General features: G+C 44.2%; 26 protein-coding genes and 1 pseudogene. 4 read left to right on the top strand and 23 right to left on the bottom strand.

Features of this window, described 5'->3' with window-relative positions; genetic code table 11:
• Positions 1–16: 16 nt before the first annotated feature.
• Positions 17–145, top strand: a pseudogene (locus NYE25_RS27345) (RCC1-like domain-containing protein); the annotation flags it as partial.
• A gap of 95 nt (positions 146–240) precedes the next feature.
• On the opposite strand, the gene NYE25_RS27340 reads toward NYE25_RS27345, so the two are convergent.
• From NYE25_RS27340 to NYE25_RS27295, 10 genes are all read right to left on the bottom strand, one after another.
• Positions 241–951 (bottom strand): HAD family hydrolase, encoded by a 711-nt coding sequence (locus NYE25_RS27340; RefSeq protein ID WP_341147332.1) that lies wholly within the window; start codon positions 949–951, stop codon positions 241–243.
• 36 nt (positions 952–987) lie between these two features.
• Positions 988–1,452, bottom strand: a complete 465-nt coding sequence (locus NYE25_RS27335; protein WP_341147331.1) for a GNAT family N-acetyltransferase — start codon at positions 1,450–1,452, stop codon at positions 988–990.
• A gap of 100 nt (positions 1,453–1,552) precedes the next feature.
• On the bottom strand, positions 1,553–2,059 hold the full coding sequence (locus NYE25_RS27330) for a metallophosphoesterase family protein (protein WP_341147330.1): 507 nt from the start codon (positions 2,057–2,059) through the stop codon (positions 1,553–1,555).
• Positions 2,060–2,185: 126 nt separating this feature from the next.
• Positions 2,186–3,379, bottom strand: coding sequence for an anti-sigma factor (locus tag NYE25_RS27325; RefSeq protein ID WP_341147329.1), 1,194 nt, complete (start codon positions 3,377–3,379; stop codon positions 2,186–2,188).
• Positions 3,372–3,875 carry a sigma-70 family RNA polymerase sigma factor gene (locus NYE25_RS27320; protein WP_042185661.1) on the bottom strand — a complete coding sequence of 168 codons (504 nt, stop codon included), beginning with the start codon at positions 3,873–3,875 and terminating at the stop codon, positions 3,372–3,374. The genes NYE25_RS27325 and NYE25_RS27320 overlap by 8 nt, the downstream gene beginning before the upstream one ends.
• Before the next feature lie 197 nt (positions 3,876–4,072).
• Entirely contained in the window at positions 4,073–5,065 is a 993-nt protein-coding gene (locus tag NYE25_RS27315; RefSeq protein WP_269321982.1) for a siderophore ABC transporter substrate-binding protein, read from the bottom strand.
• Between the two features lie 123 nt (positions 5,066–5,188).
• Positions 5,189–5,944 carry an iron ABC transporter ATP-binding protein gene (locus NYE25_RS27310; protein ID WP_076298253.1) on the bottom strand — a complete coding sequence of 252 codons (756 nt, stop codon included), beginning with the start codon at positions 5,942–5,944 and terminating at the stop codon, positions 5,189–5,191.
• The gene (locus NYE25_RS27305) at positions 5,938–6,882 is read right to left on the bottom strand and encodes an iron chelate uptake ABC transporter family permease subunit (RefSeq protein WP_042125012.1); all 945 of its coding nucleotides are present in this window, start codon (positions 6,880–6,882) and stop codon (positions 5,938–5,940) included. Before NYE25_RS27305 ends, NYE25_RS27310 begins: the two co-directional genes overlap by 7 nt.
• 2 nt (positions 6,883–6,884) lie before the next feature.
• On the bottom strand, positions 6,885–7,832 hold the full coding sequence (locus NYE25_RS27300) for an ABC transporter permease (RefSeq protein WP_060624871.1): 948 nt from the start codon (positions 7,830–7,832) through the stop codon (positions 6,885–6,887).
• Between the two features lie 232 nt (positions 7,833–8,064).
• Positions 8,065–8,307, bottom strand: coding sequence for a YqkE family protein (locus NYE25_RS27295; protein WP_143759304.1), 243 nt, complete (start codon positions 8,305–8,307; stop codon positions 8,065–8,067).
• Positions 8,308–8,416: 109 nt separating this feature from the next.
• Between NYE25_RS27295 and NYE25_RS27290 the strand changes: the two genes are divergently transcribed.
• Positions 8,417–8,761, top strand: a complete 345-nt coding sequence (locus tag NYE25_RS27290; protein ID WP_042185654.1) for a winged helix-turn-helix transcriptional regulator — start codon at positions 8,417–8,419, stop codon at positions 8,759–8,761.
• 18 nt (positions 8,762–8,779) lie between these two features.
• Here the strand turns inward: NYE25_RS27290 and NYE25_RS27285 are convergent, their stop codons facing one another.
• Both NYE25_RS27285 and NYE25_RS27280 read right to left on the bottom strand, forming a co-directional pair.
• Positions 8,780–9,283, bottom strand: a complete 504-nt coding sequence (locus tag NYE25_RS27285; protein ID WP_339269375.1) for a GNAT family N-acetyltransferase — start codon at positions 9,281–9,283, stop codon at positions 8,780–8,782.
• The gene (locus NYE25_RS27280) at positions 9,267–10,151 is read right to left on the bottom strand and encodes an SDR family oxidoreductase (protein WP_341147328.1); all 885 of its coding nucleotides are present in this window, start codon (positions 10,149–10,151) and stop codon (positions 9,267–9,269) included. The genes NYE25_RS27285 and NYE25_RS27280 overlap by 17 nt, the downstream gene beginning before the upstream one ends.
• Positions 10,152–10,443: 292 nt before the next feature.
• On the opposite strand from NYE25_RS27280, the gene NYE25_RS27275 reads away from it, so the two are divergent.
• Positions 10,444–11,538, top strand: coding sequence for a M24 family metallopeptidase (locus NYE25_RS27275; RefSeq protein ID WP_076298256.1), 1,095 nt, complete (start codon positions 10,444–10,446; stop codon positions 11,536–11,538).
• Between the two features lie 731 nt (positions 11,539–12,269).
• Here the strand turns inward: NYE25_RS27275 and NYE25_RS27270 are convergent.
• Both NYE25_RS27270 and NYE25_RS27260 read right to left on the bottom strand, forming a co-directional pair.
• The gene (locus NYE25_RS27270) at positions 12,270–13,943 is read right to left on the bottom strand and encodes a DUF6138 family protein (RefSeq protein ID WP_341147791.1); all 1,674 of its coding nucleotides are present in this window, start codon (positions 13,941–13,943) and stop codon (positions 12,270–12,272) included.
• A 269-nt stretch (positions 13,944–14,212) separates the two neighbouring features.
• A complete protein-coding gene (locus tag NYE25_RS27260; protein ID WP_341147327.1) occupies positions 14,213–17,362 on the bottom strand; it encodes a hybrid sensor histidine kinase/response regulator in 3,150 nt (1,049 codons plus the stop codon).
• Positions 17,363–17,773: 411 nt separating this feature from the next.
• Here NYE25_RS27260 and NYE25_RS27255 point away from each other — a divergent pair, with 411 nt between their 5' ends.
• A complete protein-coding gene (locus NYE25_RS27255) occupies positions 17,774–18,553 on the top strand; it encodes an alpha/beta fold hydrolase (RefSeq protein WP_076298258.1) in 780 nt (259 codons plus the stop codon).
• A 159-nt stretch (positions 18,554–18,712) separates the two neighbouring features.
• On the opposite strand, the gene NYE25_RS27250 is transcribed toward NYE25_RS27255, so the two are convergent.
• From NYE25_RS27250 to NYE25_RS27210, 9 genes are read right to left on the bottom strand one after another with little or no spacing between them, the layout of a single operon-like run.
• Positions 18,713–19,678, bottom strand: coding sequence for an NAD(P)H-dependent flavin oxidoreductase (locus NYE25_RS27250; RefSeq protein WP_341147790.1), 966 nt, complete (start codon positions 19,676–19,678; stop codon positions 18,713–18,715).
• Positions 19,679–19,684: 6 nt separating this feature from the next.
• Complete coding sequence (locus NYE25_RS27245; RefSeq protein ID WP_341147326.1) at positions 19,685–20,488, bottom strand: energy-coupling factor transporter transmembrane component T family protein; 804 nt, start codon at positions 20,486–20,488, stop codon at positions 19,685–19,687.
• On the bottom strand, positions 20,481–21,338 hold the full coding sequence (locus tag NYE25_RS27240) for an ATP-binding cassette domain-containing protein (RefSeq protein WP_341147325.1): 858 nt from the start codon (positions 21,336–21,338) through the stop codon (positions 20,481–20,483). Before NYE25_RS27240 ends, NYE25_RS27245 begins: the two co-directional genes overlap by 8 nt.
• Positions 21,323–22,123 (bottom strand): energy-coupling factor transporter ATPase, encoded by an 801-nt coding sequence (locus NYE25_RS27235; protein ID WP_076298261.1) that lies wholly within the window; start codon positions 22,121–22,123, stop codon positions 21,323–21,325. The genes NYE25_RS27240 and NYE25_RS27235 overlap by 16 nt, the downstream gene beginning before the upstream one ends.
• Complete coding sequence (locus NYE25_RS27230) at positions 22,124–22,945, bottom strand: SDR family NAD(P)-dependent oxidoreductase (RefSeq protein ID WP_341147324.1); 822 nt, start codon at positions 22,943–22,945, stop codon at positions 22,124–22,126.
• Between the two features lie 2 nt (positions 22,946–22,947).
• Positions 22,948–23,289, bottom strand: a complete 342-nt coding sequence (locus NYE25_RS27225; protein WP_341147323.1) for a MaoC family dehydratase — start codon at positions 23,287–23,289, stop codon at positions 22,948–22,950.
• Positions 23,264–23,665 (bottom strand): FAS1-like dehydratase domain-containing protein, encoded by a 402-nt coding sequence (locus tag NYE25_RS27220; protein WP_341126005.1) that lies wholly within the window; start codon positions 23,663–23,665, stop codon positions 23,264–23,266. The genes NYE25_RS27225 and NYE25_RS27220 overlap by 26 nt, the downstream gene beginning before the upstream one ends.
• The gene (locus NYE25_RS27215; protein ID WP_339245715.1) at positions 23,662–24,813 is read right to left on the bottom strand and encodes a thiolase family protein; all 1,152 of its coding nucleotides are present in this window, start codon (positions 24,811–24,813) and stop codon (positions 23,662–23,664) included. Before NYE25_RS27215 ends, NYE25_RS27220 begins: the two co-directional genes overlap by 4 nt.
• Positions 24,810–26,291 carry an AMP-binding protein gene (locus NYE25_RS27210; RefSeq protein ID WP_341147322.1) on the bottom strand — a complete coding sequence of 494 codons (1,482 nt, stop codon included), beginning with the start codon at positions 26,289–26,291 and terminating at the stop codon, positions 24,810–24,812. The genes NYE25_RS27215 and NYE25_RS27210 overlap by 4 nt, the downstream gene beginning before the upstream one ends.
• Positions 26,292–26,295: the final 4 nt, after the last annotated feature.

Here is a 26,295-nt window from a genome sequence, read left to right as displayed (position 1 = left end):
AGAAGGAGCGAGATTTATGAACCTTGTGAAACCCCTACCTTCCATAGCGGCGGGCTATCGTCATACCGCCCTCCTTAAATCAGACGGCACGGTGACGGCTGTAGGTGATAATAAATATGGCCAATGTGATATAAGCGGGTGGCGGCATCCAACTACCCCAAAATTAGTTATAAAAATAATGAAAGCCATGCGCAGATTTCTCTCGCATGGCTTATTAATATCTTTGGAGGACTTGTTCTCTCAAACAAGAGGAAGCTCGCCAAATTCCTTATAATTAGTAAAAATATAACTAGGCTTATGATCCGTAGCTGGTTGTCTGCCTCGCGGATTGTACCAGCAAACCTTCCATCCAGCCGCAAGTGCTCCAACTACATCGTTAGCCCAAGTATCCCCTATATAAAGCGAATTGTCCGCCATAGTACCCGTCTTTTGGTTTACGTGTATGAATATTTCCGGGTCCGGTTTAGCAAGACCTACAGCATCAGAAATAAAGATCATGTCCTCGGGAATAATCTGATCTAAGCCTAGTCCACGAATCTTACTCATCTGATGATCCTTCGGTCCATTCGTAATTATGCCTACCTTATGACCGTCCGCAATAAATCGTTCAAGATGCTCACGCACGCCATCAATCATCTGAATCGTATATTGACGTCCAAAATATGCCGCTTGAACCGCTGTGGCTTGATCACGATCAATCTGCAAACCATACTCGGCAAAAGCAAGCTCCAAACGGCGCACCCTCGTCTCTTCAAGCGGAATCTCACCGCGCAAATACATCGGCCACAACACATCGCTATGATGTCTCACTTTATAAAATAATTCAGCAAAGTCCAGACTACTCTCATCTGGGCTGAGCACTTCCCGTACCGCTTCTTTAAATGGTACCAGATGATCATACAACGTATCATCGAGGTCAAAAAAGATTGCCAACTTATGACTTGTTTCCACTTTAACGCCCCTTACTCGTCTTTCTCTCTAGCTGCTTTAGAAAAAAAGGTTATAGGTAAAAAATTCATCATCCCGAATGTAGCCATGCGCTTCATATAACCGCTGCGCCCCCACATTCTCTGTCATCGTTGTCAGGGATAAGCCCTTCGTATTCGTAGAGACCGCATAATCTCTAGCACTTTCCAGTAGCATAGCACCTAGCCCTTGCCCTCGGATTTCTGCAGTAACGAACAAATCATTCAGGATCCAGAGGCGCTCCATCGTAACCGATGAAAAAGAAGGATAGAGCTGTGTGAAGCCCCGCGCGCGTTTCTCATCGCCTTTCCCCTCAACCACCATAAGGATCACAGATTCATTCAGCTTTAGTCTGTCGGCTAAGAAGGCGCGTGCACCTTCCCGATCTGAGGCTGCTCCATAAAATACTCGATACTCATCAAATAATGGGATGAGCCGTTCTAAATCATCCAGAACCACTCGTTCTATTCGATAATTGTTCATCATCAGCGCTCACTTTCCGGCTTCGCCCGTTTTAACCTCATTGTAAATGGTTACCGAGCCGTTCACCATGGAGAGAACGCCGAATGATTTGGACAATTGAGCCTTATTCCTTTGAATCGTAGAACACATGCCGGGCACTAACTTTACCCGCTTCGATATCTAAAATTCCGAAAGAATACAATTTCTCACGTCGCTTATCTGTAGGAGAACCTGGATTAAATAGCAGGATGCCATTCTCCTCTCTTAGCAAGGGCTGATGTGAATGACCAAAGAGAATACAATCCACCTCATCATTCGCAAAAGCAAGCAGGGCGTTCCCATCCGTTCCTTTACGGGAATGTGGCGTATGTCCATGTACCATGCCAATCCGGATTCCTTCAAGGATAATGATCTTGCGCTCTCCGAAACGCGCAATGATCTCATCCCCATCATTATTTCCGGCAATCCCCTCTACCGGTGCTAGTTCTGACAGTAAATCATAGATTCCCATACTCACCCAATCACCGAGATGCAAGATTAAATCCACATTTTGAAACTCTGCTATCAACGCCTTTGGCAGAGACTTAGCCATTCTTGACATATGTGTATCAGATACGACTCCTACTTTCATAAATCTCAGCTCCTAATCTATCATCCTCAACTTTGGTTATCATACTTATTCATAAATCTAATATTCAAATAATTGTACGATTTGCTTAAGCGAGAAGCAAGTTCTGTGACTTCCTCCACTCCGCAACTAGTTCTCCCGATCCTGCCAATTCCACAGCCTTACTTCCCCAACATGCATTCTGCTGACCCATGTTTCATCCTTCAGCTTGAGCAGTTCTTTCACCGGACCGGTTACAACAGCTCCATAGAGCTTAACTCCATTCTTCTCTATATAACTAATGGAATCATCCAAATCAATGAATGGAATCACCCTTTTGGAGATGGATTTATACTCCTGCATCAAGTGCAGCGTCTTGAGGAAGTTCGCATTACGTAGTTCACCATCCCCATATGACTCAACAGATGGAGAACTACTTGAACGACTAGTCACCCCTCCAAACCATCCTCGCTTCTCCCTCGATTCCTGCGTCACTTTCATATCATCCGCATGCCAAATTGGCATATATGGAAAACCTAATGGATCATTAACTACTGGCTGTCGTGTCCGTGGACCTGTATCTGCCGCAAACCACAAAGGCTGAAGATTCTTAGGCTCAAACTTCTTCAACAGCTCATCTGTCGTAAATAATTGGTCAAAAGACAAGTACGCTTCCGCTACCGTCCCCTCAGGGAGCTTCTCTAATCTCTCCCACTCACTGCTATCATCCATACGATTTGCCGCATCCTTCTTCCCCTGTGGATATACAAAGTAATAACCAACACTTCTACTCTCATTTGTCCAGGAATAGTTGTAGAGCCTAGCCCAGCCAAATAGAAGCTTCATTGAATAATCTCCGACAGTGATTTGTTCATCTCCCACTTGTTTCTCTATCTTACTTGTCAGATTCATACTAAAAAATGGACCGGTACCACTGCTCAAATGTACAATCGTATTCGGCTGTGAGACAGCAATAGCGGAAGAAACAACATCACGGTATTTCTCTACTCTCTCCCCAGTACCATAAAATATCGCACTGATAATACTGCAAATAATCATGAAAATTAAGAACGCAGAAATTACCGTTAAAGTATTCGATATACGGGCTCTCCATTTACCGCGGCGGATGATCTTTTTTTCCTTGCCAGGTCTGTCTCTTTTACTCTTTCCGTATTTTATGCTCTTATCCTCACGTGAAGCCGGCTTTTCTTCACCCATGAGTTCATCCAGATAAGCCTGATAAGCTTCCATCTTCTCCAGTTCGCGCTCCACTACATCCCTATCCTCGTCAGCAAGGGTACCTTCGCCGTACCTTCTTAACTTCTCCTTGAACTCCTCACTCATGTTCATTCCTCCTCCGCTCTGCTTCACGCAGCTTCTGTCTAGCTCGAAAGATTAAGATCTTATATTGGGACAGACCCACATTCATAATGTCCGATGCCTCCAGATAACTAAGACCATGAAAATCATGTAGCAGCAGTGCATGCCTCTGATTGTCCGGTAGCTCACCTATCGCAATCCTCATCTCTTCCCAACGTTCCTGCCGAAGCAGCGTGCTTTCCGTGGTATCTGGATGGGCGAGCTGTTTAAAAAAATCCTCACTCTGAACAGTACTGCGTCCTTCCTTCCGCTTATAATCTACGAAGGCATTGTACGCGACACGGAACAACCACGGCTTAATCTTCTCGTCTTTACAATCCTCCAAATATAAATAAGCACGGTAAAAGGTCTCCTGCATTAAATCTTCGGCCGCGTGATGATCACCACAAAGGGAGCGCAAATAGCGGTAAATATCCATCACATACATCTGATATATTTCATCCAGTGAATTTCGCTTCATGCACTCCCCCCTTAACCTAACCACGTATACTCGCATAAAAAGTTACAGCTAAATTTAGCAACTAGTATGAATATACCAGTATTTCTATGGAAGAATGCTAAAAAAAGCCCGCTGACAAGGAGGTTAACTCCTGCCAACAGGCTTGTTAATAATTATCTGAATATTCATTGATCATTCAATTCCCCAGGTTACTCTGCTTACAGAACAACCTCAACTTCTTTGAGCATTTCACTAACAGAGATTAAACCGCCACCGGACAAGTACCAGTAGTTAGGATCAAGGTAAATGATTTTACCGTTTTTAAAAGCATTTGTGTTCTTCACGAGATCGTTCTCAACTGCATCCTTCGCTGAACCGGATTTGCTGCCATCACTCTTCACAGCCGCATCTCTATCTACTACGAACAGATAATCGGGATTCTTGTCGGCTACATATTCGTAAGATACGCTTTGACCGTGAGTGGATACTTCGATTTTATCATCCGCTTGTGCAAATCCGAATACATCATGGATAATACCAAAACGTGAACCTGAACCATAAGCACTGATTTTTCCTTCATTGGCAAGAATAATAAGAGATTTTTTACCATCCGCTTTAGCTTTCTCATTCAGAGCTTTAACGGAGTCAGTAATAGTCGCAAGCTCAGCTTCTACTTCAGCTTCCTTGCCAAAAATTTGGCCCAGCGTCTTCACATTTTTCGTGAAGGATTCCATGTAATTCGCATTATCTACAGCAACGTACAATGTAGGTGCAATTTTGCTGAATTCATCATAAGAATCTTGCTGTCTGCCGGAAATGATGATCAGATCAGGAGAAAGACTATTTATCTTTTCGAAGTCAGGCTCTTTCAAACCACCGACATTCTCATATTTGGCATCGCTATATTTAGAGAGATAAGAGGGTACATTGCTTTGAGGCACTCCAGTCACCTCTACGCCCAGTTTATCCAAAGTATCGAGTGTACCGAAGTCAAATACAACGACTTTCTGCGGGTTACTCTTAATCGTAATTTCTCCAAGTTCATGCTTAATAGTAAGCTCTTTGGATTCTGTATTCGGTGCAGTAGTAGCCTCTGTATTGCCTGCCGCTGCTGTATTATTATCTGAAGTTGCTGCATTATTGGAGCCACAGGCCGCCAAGATTACGGCAAGAAACACTGTCATGATTAGTAAAGATACATTCTTCTTCAAAATATTCACCCCTATAATTTATAGTCAAGCTATTTGAATTATTCGCGTATTCGTCAAGAAGCTGGCGCCTATCACTTCTAGCGTTACGTCATAATAATTTCCGAAATATAAGCGGAGTCTTGTTTAAAAATAGACACCAATTTTACGACCACCTATTGTTTCTATAGGGATATCCATGTCATATACATCCCTAAGCACTGCTGTATCAATAATTTCATCCACCGTACCCGATGAAGCTACCCGCCCATTCTTGAGCGCTACAATGTAGTCAGAGTAACAAGAAGCGAAATTAATATCATGAATGACGAGCACAATCGTCTTGCCCTTCTCTTCTACCAGTCGGCGTAACACCTTCATAATTTGTACAGAATGCTTCATGTCCAAGTTGTTAAGTGGTTCATCGAGCAAAATATACTCCGTATCCTGAGCCATAACCATCGCAATATATGCCCTTTGACGTTGACCACCACTAAGCTGATCAATATATTTATCCTGCATCTCTTGGAGGTCCATGTAAGCAATCGCTTCGTCAACGAACGCTCGATCCTCAGGTGTGAGCTTCCCTTGTGAATAAGGGAACCTTCCGAAAGAAACAAGTTCCTTCACGGTAAGGCGTACGCTGATATGATTGGACTGCTTTAGCACCGATATTTTACGAGCAAGTTCATTACTCTTACAGCTGCCAATTTCCTTCCCTTCGATCAGTACTTCTCCCGCGTCTTTGGAGATAAGTCTACTGATCATGGAGAGCAACGTGCTTTTACCAGCTCCGTTAGGGCCGATAAACGAGGTAATAGTACCCTTTTTAATGGATAAAGACACATCGTCAACGACGGTAATTCCGCCATAACGCTTGGTTACATGCTTAACTTCTACCACGACTTATTCTCCTTTAACAGCAGATAGACAAAGTAGACGCCACCTGCAAAATTAATGATTACACTAACCGTAGTAGTGAATCCAAACACACGTTCAACTAGAAACTGTCCCCCGACAAGAGCAATAATGCTTAGCAAAATCGTGCCGGGAATCAGATAGGAATGCTTATACGTACGGAACAACTGATGCCCCACATTGGCTACTAGTAAACCCAAGAAAGTGATCGGTCCTACTAAAGCCGTTGATATCGAAACGTAGATGGATACAATAACTAACAGCCTTTTGACTACATAGTCATAATTGATCCCTAAGTTAATGGCTTCATCTTTTCCTAAAGAAATAACATCTAAGTACTTCACAAATCGCATGAAATACAGCGTAGTTAACGCTAGAACAACTGTAGACAATATCAGTAGATCACTGCTGACGTTGTTGAAGCTGGCGAACATTTTTCCTTGTAGAATCAGGAATTCATTCGGATCAATGAGCACTTCCATAAAAGAAGATGCACTCTGGAACATCGTCCCCATAATAAGTCCTACGAGCAGCAGGAAGTATATGTTTTGACCCTCTCTTCGGAACATTAGCTTATACAGCACACCTGAGAACAGAACCATGATGCAAGCTGAGAACAAGAAATTCACATTTTTATTCATAAACGTCATATTTGATGAGCCTAGGGCGTATACACCGAACGTCTGGATCAACATGTACAAAGAGTCTAGCCCCAGAATACTAGGTGTCAAAATCCGATTGTTCGTAATGCTCTGAAAAACTACGGTAGAGACAGCTATCACCGCTCCGGTAATTAAGATGGCCGCCAGCTTTCTCCCCCGACTGGGTAGAACATAATCCCAATTTCCCATAACATGATAGGTCATAAACAAGACGATGAGAGCAACAGCGCTTAAGGATAATATAGTTAGTTTCGTCTTCATCACTAATTCGCCTTTCTTCTCATCAGCAAGTAGATAAATAGACCACTTCCGATGACGCCTACCGTGAGACTGATGGATATTTCGTATGGATATATAATGAGCCTGCCCAGAATATCACAGAACAGGAGGAACACCGCACCTAGAATGGCAGTATGCGCCAGATTTTTTTTCAAGTTATCGCCTATGTATAGCGTTACTATGTTAGGTACAACAAGACCCAGGAATGGAATCGTACCTACGGTTAAAATAACAACTGAAGAGATTAACGCTACAATCACCAATCCTACGTTCACTACCGCTTTGTAGTTCATACCGAGATTGACGGAGAAATCCTCCCCCATACCGGCAACGGTGAACTTATTGGCGAAAACATACGCGAGAATGACAAGTGGAATACTGATATAGATTAATTCGTATTGACCCTTAATAATCGTTGAGAAATCGCCAAGCATCCAAGACGAGATATTCTGAACCAAATCATTTTTGTAAGCAAAAAATGTAGTAATCGAGCCTACAATGTTCCCGAACATGAGTCCGACCAGCGGGATAAAAATACTATCCTTGAACTTGATCCGATCTAAGATTCTCATAAATATAAATGTTCCTAGTAGGGCAAAAACAAAAGCAACGAGCAGCTTCTGCATCGGTGTCGCCCCTGTGAACAGCATCAGGGACACGAGAATACCGAATTTCGCGGAATCCATCGTGCCCGCCGTAGTGGGAGAAACGAATTTATTTCGTGATAATTGCTGCATAATTAATCCGGCAATACTCATGCTTACACCAGCTATAATCAGTGCAGCTAAGCGTGGAATCCGGCTGACTAGCAGAGTCTGTATCTGAGATTCCGTAAGCGAAAAAAGATCCAAAGGTGAAATGTCTTTTACGCCTATAAACAAAGATATAAATGAGAATACTATTAGAAGTAGGGACAAATATTTTAGTTTCATGAGTTGTTCCTTATCTGTTTAATAGTTAAATAGTTTGACAAATAGATGATATTATCGGTATTGATAATGATTTTCATTTGCACTATGTTCGATTATACCTAAGCCCACTTTGAGGGTCAACCCTTTCGTATAGTAAAATTTAAAACAATTGAATTTTATAAATAACATTAAAAAAGAGACACCCTAATAGGCATCTCTTTATCACATGATCTATTTCCGCTAGCTATAGCAGTTATTTATACTTGTGCCAATCCTGATTACTGTTCTCCAACAGATGTGCAAAATCATTCTCAAGCCGCTTTTGCTCAGCTTTTCGCTGATCTTCAACCGCTTTACGAGCAGCTTCCTTGCGGTCATTCTCTTCCGCTTTCAACGCATCAGATTGTGCCTTCAGCTTTCCAAGAACATCACTGCTCAACAGGTCTTTTAGCGTAGCTGGTCCATCGGTCGCAGCAGGACGCGGAGTGGTAGGCATTTTCTTTTTTTTAGCCACTGTCAATCATCCCTTCTAGTTATGAATTAAATTGGAATTTGTTTAAATTATTGGTCTTTTCGTTTATAATGTTCACTAAGAGGTGAGCCATATGAAGTCCACTGATTTATGTCCCCAGCTACAAAAAAGTATGGATATTATCGGCAGGCGTTGGACAGGTTTAATTATCTACCAGCTCCTCCAAGGACCGCAACGTTTCAATGTGATTGAAGCAGCCTTGCCCATCAGCGGAAGATTGCTCTCCGAACGACTTAAAGAGCTGGAACTGGAAGGGATTGTCCTTCGAGAAGTATTCCCTGAGACACCTGTGCGAATCCAATATTCCTTAACGGATAAAGGACTTGCCCTGGAGACAGTTATCCGGGATTTGCAGCGTTGGTCAAAAATATGGATTGATTGTGACACAAATAGCGTAAGCTCAACACTCAAAATGTAAGCGTTTCAATTGTGGCAGTTAGATTTTAAGTCCAACAATCACTAAATCACGTTCTATACCATCCAATTCAGCTACACCGGGTAGTAATCCCCACTGCTTAAAACCGAATTTTTCTAGCAAACCAAGGCTTGGATCATTATGTCCGAACACAAAACCAACTAGATTCTTAATGCCGAGACTAGGTGCTTTCTCAATGGCCTCTTTCAAAAGAATTCTACCGGCTCCACCACCACGGAACTTTTCACTCACGTATACACTAATTTCTGCTGTTGCATTATACGCTGGACGACCATAGAAGGATTGAAAGCTGAACCATGCCGCAATCTCATCTCCCTGCCTAAGTACCCATAAAGGACGATGGTGGCTGTTATGCTCATTGAACCATTTTTCTCTGTCTGCAACAGTAATAGGTTCCAGATCCGCAGTTACCATCCGTCCAGCAATCGTTGAGTTATAAATCTCCACAATAGCTGTTAAGTCTGTAGGTTTTGCATCTTCAATCCTGCTATTCTCCCAACTCATCCCTTGATTCCTCCAAATGTGTTAATTCACTCAGGCCGACCTGCTCCTGGCTCCATTGCCACAGCCGCTGCGCCTCTTGTTTATTCTGTGCTCTGGGAGTCAGCTCCTGATTCTTTCGTCGATAATAATATTGACCGGTTACCTCTTGCAAATCCGATTCTGTAGCCAAATAGATCGCTGTATCGGCTCCTTGTTCAGGAGTTAAAAAGAAGTATGACAGCAGCTTAAGGATCGACTTGCCAAAGCCTGTCTCCCGGTTAACACCTATATTTGTGCCCACTGCTCCTGGATGCACGCAATTCACCGTTACTCTTGTCCCTCGCAGGCGTGCTGCCAACTCTTTCGTGAACAGTATATTGGCTAACTTGGATCGAGCATAGGCTTTTGCGGGATTGAAACGGCGTGCGAGAGTTGGATCTTCATAGTGAAGTGCACCTATATTGTAAGCACCGGAAGCAACCACAACGATACGGCCTTGCTCTGCTGCTTTTAAAGGCTCCAGTAACAGATTCGTGAGCAAAAAATGACCCAAATGGTTCACACCAAGATCCATCTCAAAGCCGTCCTTCGTAAGCTGACGCTTAATCGTGACTACCCCAGCGTTATTGATGAGTATATCTAGAATCGGATATTTCCGGGTGAATTCCTCCGCAAAACTGCGAATGCTCTCCAGCGAGGCCAGATCACACAACATCAGCTCGATATCCACGGAGTGGCTCTTTTGCTTGGCGGCAGCCAGTGCTTCCTCTCCACGCTGGCGATTACGGCATACCATAATTACTTTGGCTCCCTTGCGAGCCAGTTCAACTGTCGTCGCTAGCCCCATACCAGAATTTGCTCCAGTTACAAGTGCAATTTTACCTCTCATCCCAAGAATCACTCCTCTCTCAACAACCGTACCCCAATAAGCTTCCGCCTAACCTTACGAGAAGTATATTTAAGATTATGTTACACCAACTAGTAGGCTCAAGAAAAGCTTCTTGTCAGGTTTTAAAAGTATAGGTGATCAAATATGCATCCTTCTTTACGGAAAGCTTGCGAATAGGCATGTTATGATTAGCCAACGATAGATGTAGTCCGTCTCGTGCGTCTAGTCTATTTTTGATCTATAATAGGAATATTGCAGTTCTAATCGTGAAGTTGAAAGGGGAACACCAACTATGAATAATGCTCTGACAAGCCTAGAGCAGCAAATGACGGGCGAAGGCCTTGATGCCCTGCTCGTAACAGATCCCAAACATGTCTACTATTTAACCGGATTCGCCAGCGATCCGCATGAACGTTTTCTCGGTCTGCTGTTGATACGCGGAGAAGAGCCAATGCTCATTCTACCCGCACTAGATGCAGAAGCGGCTCAAGCAGCTTCTTCGGTCACCAAAATCATAACTCATAATGATACCGATAATCCCTATAACCTGCTTAAAGATTGTTTCGGCAGCAGTAAGCTAGGTACTCTTGGTATAGAGAAGGAACATTTCTCAGTAGCCCGTTTTGAGCATCTAACCGCAGCCGTTCCAGCAGAACGTTTTAGTGATATAGGTCCATTGCTGCGCAGCATGCGCTCCAAAAAGACCCCAGATGAAGTTAAACGCATGAAACATGCCGCTGAGCTAGTTGAGGAAGCTTTGCGCCGCGTGCTTACCCATGTGAAAACAGGCGTTACAGAAAACGATTTAGTAGCGGAACTGGAATATCTAATGAAAAAGGTTGGCGCTTCCGGCCCTTCCTTCGACACTATGGTGCTTTCTGGTCCGAAAACTGCTCTGCCTCACGGTGTTCCAGGCAACCGGGTCATTCAGCCAGGCGACTTCCTGATGTTTGATATTGGGGTGTATGCTGATGGTTATGCTTCTGATATTACACGTACCTTTGCTATTGAATCCGTGGACGACAAGCTAATCACGATCTATAACACCGTGCTGGCTGCCAACGAAGCTGGGATCGCTGCTTCCAATCCTGGAGCTCCTTTCGGTTCTGTCGACAAAGCTGCGCGTGATGTGATTGAGGAAGCCGGATTCGGAGAATATTTCTTGCACCGTGTCGGACACGGACTGGGTATGGATGTTCATGAATATCCATCACTCCATGGACAGAACGATGACATTATCGAGATCGGCAATGTATTCACCGTTGAGCCAGGGATTTATGTACCGGGACTAGCGGGTGTGCGTATCGAAGATGATCTGATTATTACAGCTGAAGGTGCGGAAACCTTAACAAGCTTCCCTAAGGAACTGACTATTCTTCATTTGTAGAAAAGAAAATATCAAGAGTATCCGAAAAATATTAGAATCAAAGATAGCCCATCCCTAATAAGTTGGAAAAGAATCACTTTCAACTTATTGTGATGGGCTTTCTCTTTTTTCCCGCACCATACTCGACTTGTTCAGACCCTTTCAAATCTATAATCCCTTTCAACCTTACAAACTCTTGTTTTATAAGTGAGTTTCAACATTTCATCTGCCATTTCCACATTATATTAGCGCTTGAATAGAAACGAGCTGTTCAGTGAAAATAAAGTATCAGACTGGAGCTGTTGATTTAGCGTGGTTTTTGAATTGAAGAATCGCCAGCTTTTGAAAAATAAGTAGACTGCTGCTATTGTCATTGAACTAACGTTTCCCGTTTGTTCAAAAACTTTGTGTTAAAATACATTCCTAACAACTGCAATTGTATTTTCCAGAATTCTCTCACAGTTATAAGTTTTCTAATCCCCAATCGCTGTAGGTGTATTTTTTATTATGATAAACGTGTTTGAAATCTCTACAAAAATTCAGAAGTTTTCGGCTTCTTGTTTCAAAAGATCTATCACATGTCACTTATGGTAAGGTTCACCGTAACGGGGCTAGCGGCGAAAAAAGTAAAAGAAGCTGCCGCGGCATGCTCCTTCGCTTAACGCTCTTAATGCTTCGATCGTCTTCTCAAGGTTTTTTGACGTGGTATGCTAATTTGCAAATGATCTTCACACAGGATAGCCTCCCTATCGTCAAGCTTGTTCCGCTGCCTTTAGCAATCGAAGCAACAGCCCCTTACGCGGTTCCTGCGCCTTTCGAGCCAATACAGCCAGCTTCTCCGCCTTGCCTAAAATCGGATACAGCACTCGTTCGGCCTCGTAATCCGCCAAAGCCTCGACATGCTGCACCAATAGCGATAGCTTGTCTTCACTTTCCAGTTCAGGCTGAATCCTCAGCTTCAGCGAATCATGAGAGCAACGCAGGCAAGCGATCAAGGCGGGCATCGAGCGTTCGGTTATGCCATGGGTCTCGGCGAAAACAGCCGTGAACTTGTCCTGCACCAGCTGATGCTCCTCGTCTACAAGGGCCATATAGGTCTCTACCAACGGAAAATAACGCTCGTCCGTGAGTCCCAACCCGAATACGGCATAACTGCCCGGCATGACGCTTTTCTCACCTTCCGTATCCTCGTACCACACGAACTCTTCCATCGCCTCACGAGCGTATTCCTCCAATAACGGATACAGCTCGGAATAGGCCAGTGCATTTGCGAAAAAACGATGCGTATCCGATTTGGCAAGTCCTTTAATGGGTAATGCCTCTCTCACGCTGGATTTTAGCTTGATTTTGTAGCTTTTTGGGAAACCCTTCCGGAGTAGGGAGAGAATGAACGAAATCGCCCGTTCGTACGCACCAGCCTCTTCTTTACGAATAACGACCGTAATGATGGAAAACACATCGTTAGCCTTGCATTCAGTCAACTCGTCACGCAGATGAATGTCTTCACGCGCGAAGGTGTCGCTACCTTCCTTCAACATGCGTTCGGCTTTGCCGCTGCCCAGCTGCCTCGCAAGCTCCAGAAAAGTCATGCCCTTGGCTTTACTGTAACTTGGCTCGTAACGAAGAATCATCACAGCGCCGTACAACAGCAGATCGATAGGCTGGTTCGGCTCATCCATATGCTTGAGAGCCTTATCCGGCTTGATTCCATTTTCATTGGTTCTGTATTCGGAAAGCGTAACATCATAGTGACGTGGCAGGAATACTTCCTCGGTCCAGTGGGTTAAAGCTCGAATGATATCGCTGCGATGCTCCCTCAGCGCTTGCGCCCGTTCTTTATTCAACGCCTGAATCCGGTCAAATATAGCAATCGTCCGTCCGACGTCCGGTTCGTTGAACAAATACGGGTCCAACAGATGGCGTGTCAAAAAGAAAGTTTCTAACGGCTTTGTCGGGTAAGCACCCTTCTCCAGTTTTTGCTCGATATAGGACTCAACCCGCTCCAGAAGCTGCCGCTTTTTCTCTTCATATATGATGTCAAACACCGTTAATCTCACGGGCCCGTCTGCCGTTGCGAATCTTCCCTTCAAGGTAAATCGGTAATCGATAAGGGCCGACGTATGCAACTTGTTCAGTTTCTCCCTTACGATGCTCGTCAACCGGGGCTGCACCTCATGCAAGACCTCCTCCTGCGTAAAAGGAGACGCCTTCATCGACTTGCGCCCTGAAGCATTCCTTCTAAAATCCGAACTGCCAACGCTAGTCCTACCCGGTCGATAATCCAGCACAATGTCGTTAAAAATGCCCACTTGCAGCGTGGTACGCTTGACAGCGCCCTCCACGTCCTTTCGTTTCTCTTGTTCCTCAAACCACTCATAAATTGCCGCTTTCATCTCTTCCAGCGCTTCTTCCTGTAGTGCGTTCATCGTCTCCCGCCTTTCCACATGTTTCTTCGCTGATCGCATCCAAAATACACCACTTGCAATCCATTTATCGGCTAGTTCTTGCGCAATATCCGTTACTGCCAAAGTTACTGCTACCACAAAATCCGATAGCATAGCTGCCTCAATCCACCGTTCAAAATCCGCCTCAGACATTACTTTAGGATCCGGGATCACTCCTGCAAAGTACATAGAGTCGTATTTCCATGTAGCATAGAGCGGCCAAGGTTGCTCCTCATTAAATCACTTATTTATCACCTAGCTTTATCCCCACTATTCAACCTGTTATGTACATGAAAAGTTACCTTTGTCCCTGTACCTAACGTACTTGTGATATGGAGTCCTGTTCCAAAGTGTCGTTTTAATCGCAGATCAGTATTAATCAATCCGACGCCTGAACGACTATCTGCTTTCCTTTCTAATATTCCTTGCAATTGGACCTCGTCTATTCCGTCCCCATCGTCTTCAACGGTTATCTCTGCATGCGTCTCATAGACAGAAATCCGAATAAGAATCGTTCCTCCACGATTGCGCTTCATTATGCCATGTCTTATCGCATTTTCAACGAGAGGCTGGATCGTAAGAAATGGGACTTTTATGTCCCCACAGTCATCTGTCTCCCAAATAACCTGTAACCTTTCTTCAAACCGAACCTTTTCAATATATAGATAAGAACGTACTAGACTTAACTCCTCTTCTATCGGAACAAGCCTATCCATGTTTTGAAATTCAAATTTATTCCTCAGAAAATTGCTGAATTCATCGAGCAAAATACGCATCTTATCCAAATTAATATCACTTAAAGCTGTTACAGCATTCAACGCATTAAATATAAAATGAGGCTGGATTTGCGCTTGCAGCCATGCAGCTTCTAATCGCAGTTGTTCTCGAACCGATTGTTTAATCGTAGCTAACGCCTCAATCCGCGATTTTATTTCTATTGCTTCCACTGGCTTCGTCACATAATCGTTTGCCCCCGCTATAAAGCCGCTCTGAATATCTTTCGGTTGGCTTCTTGCGGTAAGGAGCAATACAGGGAGCTCCGTGAGTGTAAACCGCTCACGAATCATTCGTGTCAGCTCATAACCGGACATCTGTGGCATCATGATATCGGAGATGACCAGATCCCATTCCTTAGTGTCCAGTACAGCTAATGCCTCTTTACCACTCGTTACCATCGTTAAATCATATTCGTCTGGTGGTAGTATGGCTTCAAGTACTTGAAGGTTGACAGGATCATCATCAACAACTAATAGAATCGGACGTTCACGATTCATTTCTATTAAAGTTGTTTGAATAGCTGGCGGAATCTTCACTTTTTCCATATACACTGAGGAGGCTATTTCTTGAATCGGCATGGATTGTAATGGTTCAAATGAGTTGGTCAAATCATTCTCTTCCTCCTCTTCCAAACCTGCTAGCCTTAATGAAAATGTGAATTTTGAGCCCTCTCCTAAAACAGAGGACACTACTAACGTACCTCCATGAAGCTCAACCAGTTGCTTGCTTATACTTAAACCCAACCCAAAGCCACCATCAATCATAGTCTCACTCGTGCTGGCTTGCTCGTACGGACGGAATAGGCGCTTAAGCATGTTCTCATCCATTCCGATCCCGGTATCAGCAATAACGATATAGGCTCGTCCATCTTTTACAAAAGCTTGAATCGAAATGACCCCATCATTCGTATATTTCACAGCATTATGAAGTAAATTGAAAACGATTTGAACAACCCGGTTCTCATCCGCTTTTACTGGAGGAAAATCTTCAGGAATTTGATTTGCAATTTTTACAGACTTCACATCTGCATTTAATTGCAGCATATCAAGTACTCCGGTCACAATTGGCTGAATATATATGACTCTTTTGTGTATGCGCGGATTGCCTTCCCGTAAACTCATCACATCAATTAAATCGTCTAATATCAATGTCATTCGACGTCCTACAGATAAACCTGTTTCAAGCTCTTTGATACTCCTTTCCTGCAACAAATGCCGCTCCCGTTTTAAAACGGATTGTGACATATTAAGAATACTATGAAGCGGATTTTTAAATTCATGAGAAGTATTTGCTAGGAATTGATCTTTATGGTCATTCATCCTTTGCAATGTTGTCGCAAGCTCTTTCGTGTTCGCATGCATGATAAAATAATCTTTAAACCATACAGAGGCTAAACAAGCTATCGCAATAATCAAATCGAACGGATAATAGACAAGACTCAAACCGCTATCCAGCAAGATTAACGACCAAAGAGCATAGTTCATCAACGCAAGAAAAGAGAAAAGCAGTAAAAGATTGCTCTTTAAATCTTTAATTACTTTTTTAAACATCGTAATCAGCGTTATAACTGCAGCAGTACCACCTAATACATAATAAATAGGGAAGAGCATGATCACCTGAGTTGGATTTAAAAACAACGTGATGCCGGCAGTCCCTAGATTCATTATTTTATAGACAGGGTACATCCTACGCCAATATGGAAGCTCGCGATGATTCGTACACTGGAGCAAAGCATAGGCTGCAATAACGAAAGCAATATTAGTCAGCCTAAAATCCCAATCAATTCCAATGTAAAATAACTGATGGAACAACTTCTCATCCGTACTAAAGACACTCGTGATCGTTACACATAATGCAAGCAAACTAAAATAAAGCAGCTTCTTTTCCTTATTTCCTATTAAATACAAAATAAGTGCATAGACAGCGTGCATAATAAAAATAATTGCTGCTAAAAACTGCATAAAAATGGAAGCCTTCATCTCTTTGGCAATGGCTTCTTCTGAACCGAATTTTATGGATCGGACAATGCCCCCGCTTCGACTATCCACATAATTTGCCGCCTGAATCACGAGTTCGATTACACCGTTGTCATCTGCTGTAAAGGTTGTAGAATAAGGTAGGTCCTTCGAAATATATTCATCCTTTGTTGTCGCCACCTGTCCGGATTTAGTAAGTAATCGACCGTTTACATATAATTCTGATGCAGTGCGTACACTGGGTACACGAATACTATAATTAAGATGCTTCGCCGGGTCTACATAAAGAAGCAAACGATAAGAGCCATACCCGTATGGAGATGGCTTGTCAGCATGCAAAACTTCACTCCATCCTCCCGGTACCTGAATGTGTCTTGGCGCATTATCGCCTAACAATTGTTGCCGACTACCATCTATCAACCATTGCGAGGGATAAAACTCCCATTCCCCATCAAGTAAGTGAATGCTGCCATCTTCTGCATTCCAATTGCGTAAATCGAATTGCCCATTATGAATTGACGCCTGTTTGGGATATTGAAACGCTTCCATCCATAAAATGCGAAAACCGGTTAAAATAACTAATATGAAAACTAGCAATAATATTATATAGCTCTTTTTCATTTGATATTTGGATGAGTGAGTTTCCACGAAGTATTTCTCCCCTAGTCATTTTCTTCTAAGACATTTAAATAAGCACTCTCCATAATTTACCACAGTTAATATAGGAGAAACAGACGATAAAGACATCTTGATGTCTATTATATAGAAATACCGACTTGGAATTTCGCGAGTTTGTTGTTCACAAGAAAACTATAGTATGTTCTGTTCAACTAATCTGCCCGTTAGTTGAACAAATAAAAAAAACGGCTGCCTAAGCAACCGCTGTTCCACTAACGTACCCCGTGAGCTCAATGATCTGAAGAAATTGTTTCACTCAAGCTACTCCTCAGAAATCTCTACGTACTATCTTAACCCAATTTGACGCTGAAATTAGGCATTAACCTTGCCTAGGGCGAATATCTTAACGGGGAAATACATTAAAAAAATGAGGCGATACACTTGGGATACTTCGTTACTGTGGAACCGGGCGTAAAAGTATTTATAGAGGACATCAATCCGAAGGGAAATAAAACGATACTTTTTATTCATGGCTGGCCGCTAAACCATAACCAGTTCGAATATCAGTTCAATTTCCTTCCTAAGCTCGGATATCGTTGTATCGGAATGGACTGGAGAGGATATGGCAATTCGGATAAACCATTCGATGGTTACGGTTTCGATAGATTAGCAGATGATCTTCGTATGGTCATCGAAGCGTTACAGCTAAAAAACATAACACTGGCAGGACACTCTACCGGAGGAGCGATCTCAATTCGTTATATGGCTCGTTATAAAGGGTACGGGGTATCTAAACTCGTCCTGATCGACGCTGCGTCTCCATCAAGCGTTCCAAAAGAATTTACGAATAAAATCATCGAAGAGACAAACAATGACCGTCCGAAAATGCTGCAAAACCAAACGGAGAGCTTTTTCTTTCAGTACATTTCTGAAGCGAAATCCGAATGGTTCTTTCTAATGGGTTTACAAGCTGCGAATTGGTCGACCTCTGCCATTATGGTCACGCTAAGAGACGAGAATGTTTACAACGATCTTGGACAAATCGATGTGCCCACATTAATTATTCATGGAATTCATGATAAAGTCGTTCCGTTTACCCAAGCTCAGGAAACAAATAAACTGATTAAAAATTCGCAATTAGTTCCATTCCAATACAGCGGCCATTGCCCTTTTTTGGAGGAGCGTGATAGATTCAACCAACTATTATCTTCTTTTGCATAACGCCTCGGATTAGCCGCACCATCGCTCCCAATAATATAGTCCGATAATGCCCGATGATTGAGCAAACCTGCCCGTTAGCTTAATAAAGCAGCGTCAATCTAATACCTAGCTTTCAGTTCATTAATTCATCTTTTGGATACAACTGCTCTGCTGACATCTTCACGCCTGCATTCCCCACATCCCGCGAATCGACTCTGCCTCTTTGACCATCCTGCCGACTAGTTCCGAGACCGTAGGGGTATCATGGATCAACCCTGTCACTTGGCCTGCCCAGCCGATGCCCTCTTCTTTGACATCATCATAAATCCAGCGCTTATTGGCTGCACCGCTAATATATTCTTTTAAGGCTTCATAAGTCGGAGTCACACGCTCAATTTCGAGAATCTTATCTATGTACTCACTACGTAGCACTCGCGCGGGCGCTCCGATAGAGCGTTTGATTACGACTGTATCTGACTCGGAGCTTTCTACTAGGGCTTTTTTATAAGAAGCAGCCGCATGAACACATTCAACCGTAGCAACGAATCGTGTGCCCATTTCAATTCCCTCAGCCCCCAGTGCATGGGCCGCCATCCATCCACGGCCATCCCCGATCCCGCCTGAAGCAATCACAGGAATATCAACCGCATCAACTACTTGAGGAACAAGCACCATAGTCCCTACATCATCACGTCCCAAGTGGCCTCCTCCCTCCTGCCCAACAACAATAACCGCAGAAGCGCCTAATTGTTCAGCTTTTTGGGCTTGTCTGCGTGAAGAGACGAGCACGAGCGTTTTAATATCAGTCTGCTGTAGCATTTCCAGTATAGGGGCCGGATTCCCACCGGTGAGACTCACCACGGGAACCTTCTCGTCGATGGCGACCTGCACCCGATCTTCATAACCAATACCATGCACACCGATGGCAAAATTAACGCCAAAAGGCTTGTCCGTCAAAGTACGTACCCGTTCTATTTCTGAACGTAAAGCCTCTGCACTCGGAAGACTCATCGCTGTAACCTGACCCAATCCACCAGCATTCGAAACGGCAGCTGCGAGGTCTGCATAACCTAAATAAGCAAGCCCACCTTGAATAATAGGATACTCTATGTGTAATAACTCCGTAATACGGGTGTTCCATTTCATCTTCATCTACACCTTTCCTATCTTTAACCACAGCAGAATCACAGCAAATAAAAGAGCAATTCCCCCTGCCAGATAATCCATTTTCTGAAATTGCAAAACCCTATAAGAAGTTCTTCCTTTACCATTTCCATAAGCACGCGCATCAATCGCATAGCTCAGCTGTTCAGCACGTTGAATTGTCGTGAAGAGCAAAGGAATAATGATCGGGACATAAGCAAATATCCGTTTAGGCAGTGATAATGCTGTAAGGTCATAACCTCTAGCCTTTTGTGCGAGCAGAATACGATCCAACTCCTCCTTGATGGTAGGAATAAACCGGATCGCAATCACTATCATTAAGGAGAATTGTTCTATGGGTACCCCTATTTTGGATAGAGGTGCAAGTAGCTTTTCAAGACCATATGCTAAGTCTAGCGGTTTAGTCGTTAACGTTAATACTGAGGCTAATAAGATGAGCAATATAATACGCCAAACAAAACGTAATCCTGTTCGCAGTCCCTCTTCAGTTACCTCAATAAAGGACCACGACCAGAGGATCGTTCCTTTGGTGAACACAGCATTATACAGAAGGGTAAACAGCAAAACAAATAATAACGGCCGCAGCCCCCGCCAGAAGAAATGAATAGGAACCTTCGACAGCAGCAAAATTCCGAATACAAAAACAGTTGCAACTGCATAGCTAAGCCATGTTCCAAGCATCAGAAAGCTAAGCATGAGAATCACGATACTAACAAGCTTTATACGAGGATCTAAACGATGGAAAATCGAATGCGTCTCCACATATTGACCCACTATTACGGAATCAGCCATGTAGACGCCCCCTCGAATGCCAAATTGGCTGAACAGCATCGAAGATATCCTGCTCTTTACAGCTAGCAACCTCTATTTTTTGGCCAGATAGTTCCTCTACTAGCTTCAAAAGCTGTAGGGGTTCAGGCATGGACAAGCCCAGCTCCACCAATAATTCTTCCTTTTCCATAAATAGTGTTCTGGGGTCAAAATGTCCTTCTAGCTGACCTTTATGGAAAACCAAAACCTCATCCGAGTACTCAGCAACATCCTCCATCTGATGCGAAACGAAGAGAATGGTGCGCTGATTTTGTTGCTGCCAAGTCTTCAGTAGCTTCAGCAAAGATACTTGGCTAGCTGGATCTAGCCCCGCTGTCGGTTCATCCAAAATTAGCAGCTTCGGATTCGTCATCAACACGGAGGCAATGGCCACACGACGCTTTTCTCCACCGCTTAATTGGAATGGATTTAACGGGAGAATGCCCTCAGACAGACCCACTTGCGGTAAAATCCTTTCAATCGCCTCCGTGATTTGCTGGCGTGAAGCACCCTGCAGATTCAGAGCAAAAGAAAGCTCCTTTTGCACCGTAGTTTCGAATAGCTGATGCTCTGGATATTGAAACACGAAGCCCAGCTCCGGGACCACCTTTAATTGTCCTTTGGCATCTCTGGGAGCAGGCTGCTGATCAATCCAATAGTCTCCTTTTACGGTGGGAATCAAGCCCTTCAGCACTTTGACAAAGGTAGACTTTCCTGCACCCGTGGGACCGATGATCGAAATCCATTTGCCCGCAGTAATGGTGCAGTTTATATTGTGCAAAGCCACATGATCAGCATAGTTTACACTTAAATTATCTAATTGGTAGACCATTGTGATCGAATTATCCCCTTCCAATCGGCTGTTGGCGGCACTTCTGAATGGAGCAATGCATGTACACGCACGGCAAAAGGCAGTTGTAATTGATAGTCCGCAACAGGCATCGTTTCAAAAAAAGCCAGTGGAGCACCATCATACTCAAGTCTCCCTTGATGCAGGAGTAATAATCGTTCTGCTGAAAGCACTTCCTCCATATGGTGAGTGATCTGAATAATGGTCAGACCTTGACGATGCAGCTCTTGCATAATGGCAAGCACCTGCTGCCTTCCCTGAGGATCAAGCATAGAGGTGGCTTCGTCAAATATAATGACTTGCGGGCGCATCGCCAATATAGCCGCAATAGCGACACGTTGCTTCTGACCTCCAGAGAGCTGATGTGGCATAGCGTCCAGGTAATCCTCCATATGAACAGCCTGCAAGGCATGCTCCAATCGGCTGCGCATTTCCTCCCTTGGCACACGAACGTTCTCCAAACCAAAAAGCACCTCATCCATAACGGTTGTGGTGATAAATTGATCCTCTGGATTCTGAAAAACAAAGCCAATTTGCTGATGAATATCTGCAAGATCAGCTGGCTTTGTGGTGTCTAGGCCCTTAAACTGTACAGCCCCTTTTCGCGGCAGCAGCAGTCCGTCCATGAGCTTTGCAATGGTGGATTTGCCAGAGCCATTCGCGCCAACAATCGCCACAAACTCCCCCGCTTCTATTGTAAAGCTGATATCCTCTAGGACAGGCTGACCCTTTTTATAATAAAAATGAACTTGATCGAAGGTAAGCATTTATTCACTCCCCTTTTGACGATGCCAAGTAGCGAAAAATGCCCCAATGCTGTTCTCGGAAAATGCAGGTGCAGGCTTCTCCCATTTCGTCACTTTTGATCCATTCACAGCAAAGATTTCACCGGTTAAATCCGCGTCAGACTCACTCAATAATGCAGTCACAAAGGAAGCAATATCCTCCGGGCCACCTATTCGCCAAAAGTCTGGGAACGGATCATTACGGCTGGCATGTTTCGCTTTCAAATGATCAATGACAGGTCTGGTCATATCTGTTAAAGCGGCTGGCGAAATCGCATTGACTCTAATTTGATCACGTTTCAGCTCCGCTGCTAGTGTCCACGTCATTCCAAGTATTCCAGCTTTGGCTGCACTATAATTCACCTGACCCACAGAACCTGTTAGTCCAGCCGTAGAGGTCATCAACAGGATATCGCCACCTGTCTGGCGCATATATGGAAGTACGCGTTGAATGCTATAGTAGGTGCCATTTAGATGTACATCCAGCACAGCCTTCCACTCTTCATCCGTCATCCGTAGACATTTCTGATCCTGCAAATTCCCAGCGTTAGCTATCAATACCTCAATACGGCCATACCGTGTAATAACCTCATCCACCATTGCAGTGACCGCAACTGGATCTGCTACATTAGCAGAGTATCCTGATGCCTCACCACCCGCCTGACGAATCTCATGGACAACCTCATCGATTAAGACTTGTTTTGTACCATTTACAACCACTACATAACCGGACTTGCCGAGCTGCACGGCAATACTACGCCCGATCCCTCTGGTTGCTCCAGTAATTAAGGCTACTTTGTTCATCACTACACCTCTTTCACTGAAAAAGCTCCCGAAGCAATAACATCGCCTGCTTCTGTTGTAAGGGTCACTTTAACCAGGCAGTCATCCTCCGCAAAATCAAAAATCACGACATTATCGACCTCTATAGGCTTATGAAATTTCATATCATATTGAGTGATCCACTGTGCCTGATGCTCCTCGATATATAAGGATTGGGCTAATCCCATTAGATACATCCCATGCGCAATGGGCCGCTTAAATCCAGCCTCAGTTGCAGCATCCTCATCTAGATGAATAGCGGCCAGATCTTGGGAAGCTGCTGCATATTGCCGGATAGCCTCAGCCGTTATGCATTTTCTCATCATGATCATCACCTACCCGAATTAACACCGTTTCTGCGGTGACTATAAGCTCGCCTTCACATTTACAAACCAGCGTATGTGTGTAAAAGGTCAGCTTGCCCTGCCGGCCATCTTTTTGCACCTTGCTCGTTAATGCTAATTCACAATCTAACGTCATCCCTGCCGTAATCGGTGCTTGATATGAGAATTTCTGAGTGCCGTGAAGCAAGGGCTCTCCCTTGCTAAGCCAAGGAATATCGAAGACCTGCCAAAAAATAATAGGCATCGTAGAAGGAGCAATCAGATTGCCATTAGTCGTCTGCACGGGTGCCTCAATACTCTGTGCGTAATCCGATATCCACTCAGCAGTCATAAGAATCTGATGTCGGACGCTGTTCATTCCGTAACCTCCACAAGCGTAGCCAGCCCCAACCCGCCGCCAATGCCCAAAGTGGCAAGTCCCCTTTGATAAGGCGTATGCTGCATTTCAGCACATAAACGCGTCATTAAAATAGCTCCGGACGCCCCATATGGATGACCGATAGCTAATGCGCCTCCTCCAAGATTGACCTTTTCCTGTGGGATCTGAAGCTCATTCAGTGAGGCTAGAACTTGCGAAGCAAAGGCTTCATTAAACTCTACGATATCTAAATCGGCTATGGTCAGCTGTTGACGATGTAACACCTTTTGAACAGCTGGAACTGGGCCCATACCTAAATAATTCGGATCTACACCTGCTGCTTGCGCATCTACGACACGCAGGATAGGTTTAAGCTTGAGTTGCCGACATTTCTCACGGGACATCATTAATAGAAGCGCCCCACCATCATTAATAGGACAGGCATTTCCAGCGGTGACAGTACCCTTTTCTTCAAAGATTGAAGGTAGCTTTCGCAGCTTGTCCAGGCTCGTATTAGCCCTTGGACATTCGTCGGTGTTCACCCACTCCCCCTCAACCAGAAGAGGTACAATCTCCTGCTGAAACCTACCACTTTGCTGAGCATGAACGGCCTTCTGATGGCTTTTCAAGGCATATTGATCCTGCTCTTCTCGCGAAATCCCATACTTCCGCGCTACATTTTCCGCAGCAATTCCCATATCCGGATCACCGTAAGCGCTAGGTGTAAAATGAGCACGGGTATATAGCTGCGGAACCCCCATCAAGGTTTGGGGCTTAGCCATTTTCCAAGGGGCACGACTCGTGCTCTCAACACCGCCCGCTAAATAAATCTCACCAGCGCCGCTTTGAATAAGCCGTGCTGCTATATTAATGGCCTCTAGCCCAGAACCGCACTGCCGATCCACAGTAACGCCCGGAACCGAAACAGGCAGTCCCGCTTCAAGCGCAGCTACCCGGGCAATATTTCCACCCGGACCGACCACATTTCCAATAATCACATCATCGATCATATCGACGGGCAGGTTCGTCTCTGCCACAATATGCTGAATAAGCGGCGCCAGTAATGCTTCCGGCTCAAATGTACTTAATAAGCCGCCCATCCTGCCAATCGGTGTACGTTTTGCCATAACAATTACTGCTTCTATCATACCATCGCTCTTTTCACATAGTCTTTCATCGCTTGCCGGGCAATTTTGCCACTGCTTGTATAGATAAACTCATCAACTGTCAGCAGCTCCTTCGGCGCTTTGTAACTTGCTAAATACTGGCGACAATAATTCTTTATTTCGTCTATAGATAAATGCTTTGCACCATTCCATTTCACGAGGACTGCCAGCTGTTCTCCCCAATAATCGTCAGGGACGCCAAGCACCATTACTTCTTGTATTTCCGGAAGATGCTCCAGTACTCGCTCTATTTCCTCTGGATAAACGTTCAGCCCACCGGAGATGATTCTATTTTTCAAGCGACCCGCCAGATATAAATAACCAGCTTCATCCTGATAAACATAATCCTCCAACACAAGCCATCCCTCTCGAAAAGCTGCTGCGGTCTCCTTCGGCAATTGATGGTAGCCTAGAAATATCATATCACTTCGCACATATAACTGCCCAATCTCCCCCGTAGGGACTTCACGGAACTCTTCATCACGAATGGAAATTTGCACTCCGGGATAGGGCTTGCCTACAGAGTTCGGATTATGCTCTTCCAGAACATCCAAATAACTAATATAACTCGCTTCTGAGGAACCATAGGATTCATAGAGACGCGTTCCAGCGAACACTTCTATACCCTTTTTTTTGGACAACTCCGACCACTTTGCACCTGAGCTAATAATCGCATCAATCTGCGTCTGCCCAGGAACAGCCTGCTGCATCATGGATTCAAGCATTGTCGGTACAACAAACAACACCACACCCGGAATCTGCTTGCACAGCTCTAACACCTGTGTGGCGCTAAATTTTTGCGTAATATGAAAGTTTGCTCCACCATACAGACTCTGCATTACAGCGAACAAGGACAGCGAATGCACAAACGGACCCGGTGCTAAAACATCCTTCATAGAGTCTAATTCAAAGGCAGCACTCGATACCTCAAAGCTCTTTAACCACGATAAATGGGTACGCATATATCCTTTGGGTAGCCCCGTTGTGCCTGAAGTAAAACCGATAAATAATAACTCGTTCGTCTCTTCCAATTCAGCTTCTGGCTTCTGAGCTTTCAACCACTGATCATAGGAACCTGTTCGTTCATTTGAAAAAGTCAGCGTTGGGATGGCTTGGTCCTTGAAGACCAAATTCTTTGCAGCTTCCGGCTCGGCAAAAATCATTGTCGGCTGGCACTGCTCTATAATAACCTGCAGTTCATTTGCACTCCACTTGGGATCTAAAGGAATGGGAACACAGCCTGCATAAATAGCCCCCAAGAAAACCTCGACAAATTCAATGCGATTCGTAGATAAAATAGCGATTTTGTCATGCCTAAGGCCCTTTTGCTGTAGACCATTGGCAATTCTCCGCATCGCTTGCACTAATGTTGCATAGGTATGAGTTGCTTGGTCATGGGTTAAGGCAATTCTGTCGGGCTGTTCTGCTGCATGACGCAGTATAGGAACTACTAGATTCATCCTT

It is taken from the genome of Paenibacillus sp. FSL E2-8871 (genome assembly GCF_038000345.1).
In the GTDB taxonomy this organism is placed as follows: Bacteria; Bacillota; Bacilli; order Paenibacillales; family Paenibacillaceae; genus Paenibacillus_AQ.
The sequence above is the reverse complement of the archived record's forward strand: the minus strand, read 5'-3'. Positions and strand labels throughout refer to the sequence as shown.